Source organism: Serratia sp. 201, from assembly GCF_037027545.1.
In the GTDB taxonomy this organism is placed as follows: Bacteria; Pseudomonadota; Gammaproteobacteria; order Enterobacterales; family Enterobacteriaceae; genus Serratia; species Serratia bockelmannii.
In genome coordinates, this window is the sequence record NZ_JAXCHC010000002.1 from 947,907 (window position 1) to 959,471 (window position 11,565).

Here is an 11,565-nt window from a genome sequence, read left to right on the forward strand (position 1 = left end):
TGGTGATAGGTTTTCACTTAATTGATTCCAATTTGGAAGCATTAAGATGAAAAGCGATCTCAGCGCACTGCCGGCGTTTGTTGCCGTAGCGGAAGGCGGCAGTTTTGCCGCCGCCGCAGAAAAACTGCATCTGACACGTTCTGCGATCAGCAAAATCGTGTCGCGTCTGGAGGCGCGGCTGGGCGTGATGTTGTTTATGCGCACGACGCGCAGCCTGAGCCTGACGGATGAAGGGGCGTTGTACTATGAGCACTGCCGGCAGGCGTTGGCGAACGTTCAGGCGGCGGAAAACCAGTTGGACAGTGGCAAGATGCAGGTCCGAGGCCGGCTCAGGATCTCGATGCCGGTGTTGTTCGGCCATCTGTGCATTGCACCCTTGATGACGGCACTGGCGAATGAGCATCCCTTACTGACGCTGGAAATTTCGTTCAACGACCGCAGGATCGATCTGATCGATGAGGGGTTCGATCTGGCGGTTCGCATCGGCGAACTGGCGGACAGCGGCAGTTTGGTTGCCCGGCGCCTGGGCGAACACGGCATGCTGCTGTGCGCCTCGCCCGACTACCTGCGGCGCAGTGGTGAACCGAGCACGCTGGACGCGTTAAGCCAACACCAGGCGGTGGGGTATCTGCACGCCGGCGCCGTGTTGCCCTGGCAACTTCGCGGCGAAAACGGTGAGCTGCAGTCGTTCAGGCCACCGGCCAAGATGATGATGGATGACATGCAGGGGATCGTCGATGCCGTTTCCGCCGGAGCCGGTATTGCCTGGCTGCCGGAGTGGCTGGTACGCGAGCGGCTGATGGCAGGGACGCTGGTGGAAATCATGCGCGGTGGATCCAGCCTCAGTTTTCCGGTGAATGCCGTGTGGCCCTATATGCCTTACCAGCCGCTCAAGGTGCGGCTGGCGGTGGAAAAACTGGTGGCGGAGCTACCGGGGAAATTGGCGCTTGTGGCACCACCGGTATTGCCGTGCTAATGGCCGGTGTCGCAACCGACAAGGAATGGGCGCTAATCTACCGAATAGAGGGGCGAAAACGGTGCTGTCAGGCTTATTGAATACGCAGGTGACCGTTTATTATAGCCTGATTAGTAGGGTTATTATTCGAGGCAGGTCAATGAGCACGAAAAGCGAATCCAGATGGCGTCTGATCAGTATTTTAATGCTGACGGTACTTGCCGTATTAATTGGCGTTCTGGTTAAACTGGACTGAAGTCTGACCAGGCGATAAAAAGCCTGGCCGTTTTATTGTGCGGCAAGTAAACGCATCATGTCTTCTTCATACAACAATACCAACAGCCACAGCCCCAACAACGTGATTGCCAGAGAAAATAATCGCTTTTCATTACGCATCATTTATTTCGCTCTTCGGCGGATGAACGTTGCGTAGCGTATCTCGGCGGTGTGACAATCGTTAGGGATCTGTGTCAAATAAAGCCATTTTGTTACGCGTCTATTTAGGTTTCTCCGGCGACCAGCGACTCAATGCCTTGAGAGCCGGGTTCCATAATCCTTTGATGACCGCGAATAGCGGTAGGGGCGAAACCGAAACGTTTGCGAAAACGTTCGGCGAAACGTGATGCGCTTTCATAGCCGACATGTTGCGCAATGGCGGAGATCGGCCAGTCGGTCGACTGCAGCAGGGCCAGCGCGCTACTCATGCGCACGTCGATCATCAGATTACGCAATGCGGTATTTTCCATCGACAGTTTGCGGCGCAGCATCACTTCACTCATCGACAGGCTTTCCGCCACTTTGGCCGCCGTCCAAATGCTGTGCGGATCGGTTGCCAGGCAGCGACGCACGCGTTGGGTGAGGTCTTTGGCTTCGTTGTGGATGAAGCGAATGCCGAACTGGGCCAGCCACAGCAGAATTTCCAGCATTTTGTGCCGCACGATGATGGTGGGAAACCGCTGCCGGAGCGCCAGCGCCAGGCTGGTCGTCTCAAAACTGTGCTTCAGGGCGCAGGGCAGGTTGCGCAGCGCCAGGACGGCATCGAACGGCATTGGCGTCGGCGCTTCCTCAGCCGGAGGCTGAATCGTGAGCAGCCGTGGATCGCAGGTCAGCAACTGGCAGCTGAAAACACCTTCTGCGGATGGGCCATTAATAATATCCACCGTTTGCCCCCCGTCGATAATCAACAGCTCGCCGGCATGAGCCACCACCTCGTGTTGTTGCCAGCGTACGCGCTTATGGCCTTGTTGTATCAGATACAGATGTGGTTGCTCAAAATAGACTGAAGGGAATAATAATTCAGTATGCTGAATGATGTGCGCTGAGGCGCCAATTCCTGGACAGAGATTAATTGTACGTTCCATCGATATTCATTTCGCAGCCATTATCTGAGAATATCTTTACGCTTTGATCCGCGTTGGAGCAACATTTTTCCATGGGCCGTGAAACACAGCGGCGTGTTTTATCTATCAAAAATCAATTTCCTGCTGAACAGAAAACGTCCGTGTCGGGATAATGTTTATCCATTAAAGTGAGAGCCAGGCTCGAAGCGCGCATTTTACCAATTACCCATAAACTGAATAATTCAAATGCCATAGATTAATATCCTAACGTAACCCGAGAGTAATAGCGCATAGTGCTATTTAATCCATTTTCGTCAGTATTGTCGATCTTATCGGACCTGTGGTTCCCCCAGCAACAGCGCACGATCATGAAACTGGCCGTAGGTATTGTTGACCACGTTCTGGCGCGTGGACTGTTCGATCAGCATCTTCAGCTCATCCATCCGCTGCTGTAACAGACGTTTGAGCTCGGTTTCGTTGTCGAGGATCTGTTGCAGCTTATTGCGCAGCATTTCCTGCAGCGCCATTGACGGGCCGGCTTGCCCGGTGAAGGCGGCGGTTTTTTCCACCGCCGTCACGTAAGCGAATTCGAGCTCGACGAGCTCCTCCCAGCGCCCGGTTTGCGCCAGCGCGATCATCTGGCTGCTCAGGCTATAAATTTGTTGATAAGCGGCTAACAGCTGCTGTTGACGTTCCATTACATGGCGTCCTGCGAAGGTTGGTAGTTAGGGCCAATCTGGCGCCAGGCGTCGGCGATGTTTTCCAGCAGTTTGACCACTTCGGCGATCGCCGCTTCGTCGTTGTGCAGGTTGGCCTGCATCAGCCGACGCTTCATATAGTCGTACAACGCCGCCAGGTTTTCGGCGATCTCACCACCCTGCTGAGGGTCGAGGCCGCTTTTCAGACCGTTGTCGATGATATTGATGGCTTTGGACAGCGCCATACCTTTGCCGGCGATATCGCCCTGGTTCATCAGGATGCGTGCGCGAAGCAGGGCGCTGAGCGCCCCGTCGAACAACATCACGATTAACTGGTGCGGGCTGGCGCTCATGGCGCCGCTTTCCAGACTGACCTGCGCATAGGCCTGAGTGCCGCTTCTGTTATACATGTTGTTTCTTTACCTGTTACCTGGTTAAGGGATCACTTTGCCGAGAACTGCTGTTGTAAATAGTTACCTGTGCTGCTCAATTTGGACATCATGGTATCCAACTGAACGAACTGCTGCTTATAGCGGTCGATGGTGTTCTGAATGCTGGCCGTGACCGTGGTTATCTGGATGTTCAGGCGATCGAGATTGGTGTTGATGCTCTTGGTCGAGTTCTCGATGATGCCGCCGGCCTTGATGTAATTTTGGATATCGTTGTGGATCTGGGTGGCCATACCGGTGTCTTTGCCGTTACCGGCGAAGAAGTTGGCGACCTGCTCCGGTTTTTCGTCGATGGCTTTGTTCAGCTTGGTGCTGTCGATTTCCAGCTTGCCGGTTTTGACGTTGGTGGTGATGCCGAGGTTGCCCAGGCCTTTCAACTCCGGGTTGTCTTGAGCCGAGCTGAGAGCGCTTTTGATCGAGGACTGGATACCGCGCAGGGTGTTGTCGCCCAGCAGCGCGCCGTTTTTGGCGTTCTGCGCTTCACCGGGTTTGACCGGGGTGTATTTGGTCAGTGAGTTGAAAGTGTCCAGCAGTGTGTTGTAGTTATCCACCCACTCTTTAATCTTGTCGGCGCTGCCGCTCTTGTCGATGCCGATCACCAGGTTTTGCGGTTCACCGACCTTGGTGGTGGTTTTCAGGTCGAGCGTTACGCCCTGCAGGGCATCGGCGATCGAGTTGGTGCTGCGCTTGATTTTCGTGCCGTTGACGACGATTTCCGCATCCTGACCGGGCACGGTTTGCTTCATCGCGGTGCTGCCATCTTTCGGTGGATTTTTAGGATCGAAGTTGAGGATGGCGCCGAGCTTGTCGTCGTTATTAACCTGCACCGCAATGGTGTTTTTTTCGCCGGGCGTGGTGGAGCTCAGTGCCAATTGATAGTCGTTGTCGCCGACGCGCATGATGCTGGCGGTGACGCCGGATTTCGATTTATTGATGGCGTCGCGCATCTCGACCAGCGAGGTCTGATCGTCGCTGAGCGGGATTTTTGTTTCTTTCGGCGGGTTGCCTGCTGTGATGCTAATCGAACGATCGCTGCTGCCCGGATTACCCAACTTGGCCTGCTGGTCGGCGATTGGCGCCTGTGTGGTCAGCGTTTGCGGCTGTGCCAGTTTCAGCACTTCGATTGAATAGTTGCCCGGCACCGATTTATCGGTGGTGGTCACGGTAAACTGATCGTGCTTGGTGGCGGTGGTGTTGTTGAAGAATTCCGGCTTAGCCAAATCTTTGCTCAGATTGTCAAACTTCTCCAGCGAGCTTTTCAGCGTGCCGTAAGCGGTCAATTGGGCGTTATAGCTGGTTTGCTGGGTGGTATAGGGCGTCAGGCGCTGTTGTTCCGCTTTGGTCAGCTTGTCCAGCAAACCGTTGAGGTCGAGTCCTGAGCCGATGCCTAATGAACTGATCGATGCCATTCGTGCTTCTCCTTGGTAATGACTTTATTCGCTTTACGCGTTATCGGCCCAGCGGTGAAAAAGTTTACCGAAAAAAATAAAAAACCGATGGCGCAATAGAAGAGGGAAAAGCCGCGTTATTTCTGCCATTGCCGCAAGCGCAAAAATTTTTAAAAAATTGCTAAAGGTTGTTAGGGGAGGGCCGATACCTGAGGGGACGGTGGTTGACGCCGTGGGCAAACAAGCCCGAACCTTTTAACTGTGTTGCGAAGAACGCAACTGACTCGTAAGGAAAGCAAACAATGGCACAAGTAATCAACACTAACAGCCTGTCGCTGATGGCGCAGAACAACCTGAACAAATCTCAGTCTTCTCTGGGTACTGCGATTGAGCGTCTGTCTTCCGGTCTGCGTATCAACAGCGCGAAAGACGACGCTGCGGGTCAGGCGATCTCCAACCGTTTCACTGCTAACATCAAAGGCCTGACTCAGGCTTCCCGTAACGCCAACGACGGTATCTCTCTGGCGCAGACCACTGAAGGCGCACTGAACGAAGTTAACGACAACCTGCAGAACATCCGTCGTCTGACCGTACAGTCTCAGAACGGCTCCAACTCTTCCAGCGACCTGCAGTCCATCCAGGATGAGATCTCTCAGCGTCTGTCTGAAATCAACCGTATCTCCGAGCAGACCGATTTCAACGGCGTGAAAGTATTGAGCGCAGATCAGAAACTGACCATCCAGGTTGGTGCAAACGATGGCGAAACCATTGATATCGAACTGAAAGACATCAACGCTAAAACTCTGGGTCTGGATAAGTTCAGCGTGGCTGATCCTATCGATACCAGCAAAATTGGCACCACTAAACTGACCGCCGTTGATAAAATGGCTGCGCCGACCATCAACGCAGACAGCAAAGCCGCAACGCCTAAAAACAGCGACGGCAAACTGTATTCTACCGATGATGGTGCAGGTAACGTTGCTTACTTCGTTAAATCCACCGACGGCGGCATTTATGACGCAACCGTAGCGGCGGATGGTAAAGTTTCCTGGGATTCAAGCACCGCAACGACCAAAGCGACTGCGGGTATGAAAGAAACTTCTCAGGTTAAAGTTGGCACCACTAACATCAGCGGCCTGACCGGTAGCGATGAACTGCGCACTTACACCGATCCAGCCGGCAAATCTGGCTACGTGGTTAAAGGCAAAGACGATAACGGCAACGACGCTTACTTCAAAGCGACTGTAGACGCTTCCGGTAAAGTGACCAAAGGCGCGCAGCAGTCCACCGATCCAAAAACTGCCGATCCGCTGGCAACCCTGGACAAAGCGCTGTCTCAGGTTGACTCCCTGCGTTCTTCTCTGGGTGCGGTACAGAACCGTTTCGATTCTGTTATCAACAACCTGAACAGCACCGTGAACAACCTGTCCGCTTCTCAGTCCCGTATCCAGGATGCTGACTACGCGACCGAAGTGTCCAACATGAGCCGTGCCAACATCCTGCAACAGGCTGGCACCTCTGTTCTGGCACAGGCTAACCAGTCTACTCAGAACGTTCTGTCCCTGCTGCGTTAATCGTCTCTCCCGATTAACTGTCGCAAAGAAACCCCGCTTCGGCGGGGTTTTTTTATGCTCGCGCACCGCGCGGTTATTACATGGCGCAAATAAAGCCTGTTTTGTGCGACTGTTCAGCCGATTGGCATTTCGCCCCCTACGCATAATAGCGCTGACTCTCTTATCCGCAGGTTTAAGACATAGTGAGCGATCTGTATACCGCCGAAGGCGTGATGGACAAAAATTCTCTCTGGCTGCGCTACGTGCCGTTAGTGCGCCACGAGGCGTTGCGCCTGCAGGTCAGGCTGCCCGCCAGCGTGGAGCTTGACGACCTGCTGCAGGCCGGGGGAATCGGGCTATTGAACGCCGTTGAGCGTTATGACGCCCTACAGGGAACCGCCTTTACCACCTATGCGGTGCAGCGCATTCGCGGCGCGATGCTCGACGAGCTGCGCAGCCGCGACTGGGTGCCGCGCAGCGTGCGACGCCATGCGCGTGAGGTCGCGCAGGTGATGCGGCAACTGGAACAGCGTTACGGCCGCCCGGCGAGCGAGACGGAAGTGGCGCAGACGCTGAATATCTCGCTGGATGAGTACCGTCAAATTCTGTTGGACACCAATAACAGCCAGCTTTTCTCCTACGACGAATGGCGTGAGGAGCATGGCGAAAACGCGGAACCGATGCTGGAAGGGCATGAAGAGGCCAACCCGCTGCATCACCTGTTGGAAGGCAGCCTGCGCCAGCGAGTGATCGACGCCATCGAGGCGTTGCCGGAGCGCGAAAAAATGGTGCTGACGCTGTATTACCAGGAAGAGTTGAATCTCAAAGAGATCGGCGCCGTGCTGGACGTCGGGGAATCCCGCGTCAGCCAACTGCACAGTCAGGCGATCAAACGGCTGCGTGCGCGGCTGGCGAACGATACCTGACGGCGGCCCGCCGCCCCTCAACTTGATGACCCATGCGACAACCGGACTGCCCCTTATGCCAGGAATACTGTTAAAGAAACGGCCGCTTAGCCGTTACCTGAAAGACTACAAGCACAGCCAGACCCATTGCTCCCAGTGCGGCAAACTGTTGGACCGCATGGCGCTGGTGTTTCGCGGCAAGATTATCAATAAAGAAGCCATCGCGCGCATGGATCAGCCGATCGACGATGCGGTCTGGCAAAACGTGCAGCACGAGCTGACCGCGCTGTGCCGCTTTTGCAGCGAGATCTCCTGTAACAGCCACCCGAGCTATTTCGACATCATGGCGTTCAAGCAGTATCTGTTCGAACAGACCGAGATGAGCCACAGCACCATCCGCGAGTATGTGGTGCGGCTGCGTCGGCTGGACGAAATGCTGGTGGCGCGCAACTATCCGGCGGATAAATTCGCCAGCAGCGCCAGCCATCAGCGCATTATCGACGATCTGCCTACCGCGGCGCACAACAACTACCGCATTGCGCTGCGCAAATACGATCAGTATCTCGCCTGGCAGCGCAGCTACTGAGATTTTCCCCGGCCGCTGGGCCGGGGTCTGCGGATCCCCCCGTGATAAAGGATGATTATTCAGTTCACATCTGCTAAATCTATCGGTTATCAGATGTTGATATTCGATTCCCTGGGGGGAAGTAGTGAACCTGCAACAACGACTGGCGCAATTTCCGCGTCTGGATCTGGTTGGCACCGCCACACCGCTCGAAAAGCTGTCCCGTCTCTCCGATTACCTCGGCCGCGAAATCTACCTTAAACGTGACGATGTCACTCCTATGGCCATGGGCGGCAACAAGCTGAGAAAGCTCGAGTTTCTGGCCGCCGATGCGCTGAGGCAAGGTGCCGATACGCTGGTCACCGCCGGCGCCATTCAATCCAACCACGTGCGCCAGACGGCGGCGGTGGCGGCGAAGCTGGGCCTGCACTGCGTCGCGCTGCTGGAAAACCCTATCGACACCCGCGCGGAAAACTATTTGACCAACGGCAACCGCCTGTTGCTCGGCCTGTTCAACGCCGAGGTGGTGATGTGCGAAGCGCTGCACGATCCGCAGCAACAGCTGGCAGAACTGGCGACGCGCCTTGAGGCGCAGGGGTTCCGGCCTTACGTGGTGCCGGTGGGCGGTTCCAATGCCCTGGGCGCGCTGGGATACGTGCAGTGCGCATTGGAAATCGCCGAACAGAGCCAACGCAGCAACGTGGCATTCAGTTCGGTAGTGGTGGCGTCCGGCAGCGCCGGCACTCACGCCGGGCTGGCGGTGGGGTTGCAACAGCTGCTGCCGGAAACCGAGTTGATCGGCGTGACGGTCTCGCGCACCGTGATCGATCAACTGCCTAAGGTGGAGCAGATCCAGAAAGCCCTGGCTTGTTCGCTGAATATCGACGAGCTGGCGCCGATCGCACTTTGGGACGATTATTTCGCGCCGCAGTACGGCATGCCGAACGAAGAGGGCATGGCGGCGGTGCAGCTGCTGGCGCAGCAAGAGGGCGTGTTGCTGGATCCGGTATACACCGGCAAAGCGATGGCCGGTTTGATCGACGGCATCGCCCAGCGGCGCTTCCGCGGTGAGGGCCCTATTCTGTTCGTTCACACCGGTGGTGCGCCGGCGCTGTTCGCCTACCATCCGCAGGTGTAAAAACCGCTTGTTATTCCATTTTGAACTATATTTATAAAGTTATATTCCTTTATGCGGGCGGTCGCACTGTTAAAGTGCTGATATCAAAAAAGATAAATAACACACAGGGGTGTTTATGATGTTTGCGAAAGTTCGTCGTCAATGGTTGTTGGGCGTGGTGGGTATTGCGTTGGCCGCCGGTGTGACGACTCAAACCTACGCCGCTGATAACCTGCTGCAGCAGGTGAAACAGCGCGGCACGCTGATCGTCGGGCTGGAAGGCACCTATCCGCCGTTCAGCTTCCAGGGTGAAGACGGCAAGTTGACCGGTTTTGAAGTGGATTTCGCCAACGCGCTGGCGGAACATCTGGGCGTGAAAGCCAAGCTGAACCCGACCAAGTGGGACGGCATGCTGGCGTCGCTGGATTCGAAACGTATCGACGTGGTCATCAACCAGGTGACGCTCTCCGATGAGCGCAAGAAGAAATATGACTTCTCCACTCCGTATACCGTTTCCGGTATTCAGGCGCTGGTGAAAAAGGGTAACGAAGGCACCATCACCAAGCCGGAAGACCTGAAGGGCAAGAAGGTCGGCGTCGGCCTGGGCACCAACTATGAGCAATGGCTGCGCGCGAACGTGCAGGGCGTAGACGTGCGCACCTACGACGACGATCCGACCAAGTATCAGGATCTGCGCGTTGGCCGCATCAACGCCATTCTGGTGGATCGCCTGGCGGCGCTGGATCTGGTGAAGAAAACCGGCGATACGCTGGCGGTAGCCGGCCCGGCGTTCTCTCGCCAGGAATCCGGCGTGGCGCTGCGCAAGAACAACCCAGAGCTGCTGGCCGCGATTGACCAGGCGATCGCCGAGATGCAAAAAGACGGCACGCTGGCGAAGATCTCCGAGAAATGGTTTGGCGCGGACGTAACTAAATAATGCACGAAAGTATTCAACTGGCGCTGGATTCAGCGCCATTTTTATTGAAGGGCGCAATACTGACGCTTCAGCTCAGCCTGGGCGGTATGGCGCTAGGCTTGTTGCTCGGTTTTCTGCTGGCGCTGATGCGCCTTTCGCCGCTGTGGCCGCTGTCGTGGCTGTCGCGTATTTACGTGTCGCTGTTCCGCGGCACGCCGTTGATTGCCCAGCTGTTTATGATCTATTACGGTCTGCCGCAGTTCGGCATCGAATTCGACCCTTTCCCGGCGGCGCTGATTGGCCTGTCGCTCAATACCGCCGCCTACACCTCGGAAACGCTGCGCGCGGCGATTTCGTCGATCGATAAAGGGCAGTGGGAAGCCGCCGCCAGCATCGGCATGACCCGTTGGCAAACCCTGCGCCGGGTGATCCTGCCGCAGGCGGCGCGCACCGCCTTGCCGCCGCTGGGCAACAGTTTTATCGGCCTGGTGAAGGACACCTCGCTAGCCGCCACCATTCAGGTGCCGGAACTGTTCCGCCAGGCGCAGCTGATCACCTCGCGCACGCTGGAAGTGTTCACCATGTACCTGGCGGCATCGCTGATTTACTGGGTGATGGCGACCCTGCTTTCCGCACTGCAAAACCGTCTGGAAGCCCACGTTAATCGCCAGGATCAGGAGTAACGCATGAGTGCCATTGAAGTTAAGCAATTGACCAAGCAGTTCAAGGGTCAGACGGTGCTGCATGGGATCGATCTGGCGGTGGACGCCGGTGAAGTGGTGGCGATCATCGGCCCGAGCGGCTCAGGGAAAACCACCTTGTTGCGCTGCATCAACCTGCTGGAGGAGCCGGATTCCGGCACCATTCGCGTCGGCGATATTCAGATCGACGGCAGCAAGCCGCTGAGCAAACAGAAAAATCAGGTGCGCGCGCTGCGTCAGCAGGTCGGTTTTGTGTTCCAGAACTTCAACCTGTTTCCGCACCGTTCGGTGCTGGAAAACATCATCGAAGGGCCGGTTATCGTTAAAGGCGAGGCGAAAGCCAGCGCTGAACAGCGCGCCCGCGCGTTGCTGGCCAAAGTGGGCCTGAGCGGCAAAGAGGCGGCTTATCCGCGGCGTCTGTCCGGCGGGCAGCAGCAGCGGGTGGCGATCGCGCGCGCGCTGGCGATGCAGCCGGAGGTGATTTTGTTCGACGAGCCGACGTCGGCGCTCGATCCCGAGCTGGTGGGGGAAGTGCTCAATACCATGCGCTCACTGGCGGAAGAGAAACGCACCATGGTGATCGTCACCCATGAGATGAGCTTCGCCCGCGACGTGGCCGACCGAGTTATCTTTATGGATCACGGCCGCATCGTTGAACAGGGCCCGGCCAAAGCGCTGTTCGCCAACCCGCAGCATCAGCGCACCCAGCAATTCCTCGACAAGTTCCGGAATCAATAAGGCGTCGGGGGCGTTTCCCCCGACCGCATTCACTCCGCTTTCAACCATTCGTTTCGCGCGGCGGCGGCGAGAAACCCGCTGCGGCTACCGTATCCCGGGTGTTGCCGAACCAGAGAGTCAATGCGTCTCATAGCGCTCTGACGCGGCTTTCAAACAGAATAATCCGTCTATGTTGTTATCGTCCAAGAGCGACGCCCCACCCTGTAAGGATAATAAGGCGCTAACGACTGATCGGCCTGC

At 56.3% G+C, this 11,565-nt stretch carries 12 protein-coding genes and 1 pseudogene; 8 read left to right on the forward strand and 5 right to left on the reverse strand.

Features of this window, described 5'->3' with window-relative positions:
* The first annotated feature begins 46 nt into the window (after positions 1–46).
* Positions 47–976, forward strand: coding sequence for a LysR family transcriptional regulator (locus WA302_RS12750; RefSeq protein ID WP_261456444.1), 930 nt, complete (start codon positions 47–49; stop codon positions 974–976).
* Positions 977–1,455: 479 nt separating this feature from the next.
* On the opposite strand, the gene WA302_RS12755 is transcribed toward WA302_RS12750, so the two are convergent.
* The 4 genes from WA302_RS12755 to fliD all read right to left on the reverse strand — a co-directional run bounded on the left by WA302_RS12755 (position 1,456) and on the right by fliD (position 4,851).
* Positions 1,456–2,316, reverse strand: coding sequence for a helix-turn-helix transcriptional regulator (locus tag WA302_RS12755; protein WP_025303244.1), 861 nt, complete (start codon positions 2,314–2,316; stop codon positions 1,456–1,458).
* A gap of 308 nt (positions 2,317–2,624) precedes the next feature.
* The gene (fliT, locus tag WA302_RS12760) at positions 2,625–2,993 is read right to left on the reverse strand and encodes a flagella biosynthesis regulatory protein FliT (protein WP_004934765.1); all 369 of its coding nucleotides are present in this window, start codon (positions 2,991–2,993) and stop codon (positions 2,625–2,627) included.
* Complete coding sequence (fliS, locus tag WA302_RS12765; RefSeq protein WP_025303243.1) at positions 2,993–3,403, reverse strand: flagellar export chaperone FliS; 411 nt, start codon at positions 3,401–3,403, stop codon at positions 2,993–2,995. Before fliS ends, fliT begins: the two co-directional genes overlap by 1 nt.
* Positions 3,404–3,435: 32 nt before the next feature.
* Positions 3,436–4,851, reverse strand: a complete 1,416-nt coding sequence (gene fliD, locus WA302_RS12770) for a flagellar filament capping protein FliD (RefSeq protein ID WP_049204116.1) — start codon at positions 4,849–4,851, stop codon at positions 3,436–3,438.
* A 281-nt stretch (positions 4,852–5,132) separates the two neighbouring features.
* Between fliD and WA302_RS12775 the strand changes: the two genes are divergently transcribed.
* The 7 genes from WA302_RS12775 to tcyN all read left to right on the forward strand — a co-directional run bounded on the left by WA302_RS12775 (position 5,133) and on the right by tcyN (position 11,325).
* Complete coding sequence (locus WA302_RS12775; RefSeq protein WP_043138593.1) at positions 5,133–6,404, forward strand: FliC/FljB family flagellin; 1,272 nt, start codon at positions 5,133–5,135, stop codon at positions 6,402–6,404.
* A gap of 182 nt (positions 6,405–6,586) precedes the next feature.
* Entirely contained in the window at positions 6,587–7,309 is a 723-nt protein-coding gene (locus WA302_RS12780) for an RNA polymerase sigma factor FliA (protein WP_004934752.1), read from the forward strand.
* A gap of 55 nt (positions 7,310–7,364) precedes the next feature.
* A complete protein-coding gene (fliZ, locus tag WA302_RS12785; RefSeq protein ID WP_025303240.1) occupies positions 7,365–7,874 on the forward strand; it encodes a flagella biosynthesis regulatory protein FliZ in 510 nt (169 codons plus the stop codon).
* Between the two features lie 124 nt (positions 7,875–7,998).
* Positions 7,999–8,991 (forward strand): D-cysteine desulfhydrase, encoded by a 993-nt coding sequence (locus tag WA302_RS12790; protein WP_049209050.1) that lies wholly within the window; start codon positions 7,999–8,001, stop codon positions 8,989–8,991.
* 115 nt (positions 8,992–9,106) lie between these two features.
* Entirely contained in the window at positions 9,107–9,907 is an 801-nt protein-coding gene (gene tcyJ / locus WA302_RS12795) for a cystine ABC transporter substrate-binding protein (RefSeq protein WP_197819139.1), read from the forward strand.
* Positions 9,907–10,569: a cystine ABC transporter permease gene (gene tcyL, locus WA302_RS12800; protein WP_025303237.1), complete on the forward strand. Its 663-nt coding sequence runs from the start codon at positions 9,907–9,909 to the stop codon at positions 10,567–10,569. The genes tcyJ and tcyL overlap by 1 nt, the downstream gene beginning before the upstream one ends.
* 3 nt (positions 10,570–10,572) lie before the next feature.
* Positions 10,573–11,325 carry an L-cystine ABC transporter ATP-binding protein TcyN gene (gene tcyN, locus WA302_RS12805; RefSeq protein ID WP_025303236.1) on the forward strand — a complete coding sequence of 251 codons (753 nt, stop codon included), beginning with the start codon at positions 10,573–10,575 and terminating at the stop codon, positions 11,323–11,325.
* A 29-nt stretch (positions 11,326–11,354) separates the two neighbouring features.
* On the opposite strand, the pseudogene WA302_RS12810 reads toward tcyN, so the two are convergent.
* Positions 11,355–11,456 (reverse strand): annotated as a pseudogene (locus WA302_RS12810) (type II toxin-antitoxin system HicB family antitoxin); the annotation flags it as partial.
* Positions 11,457–11,565 lie beyond the last annotated feature (109 nt).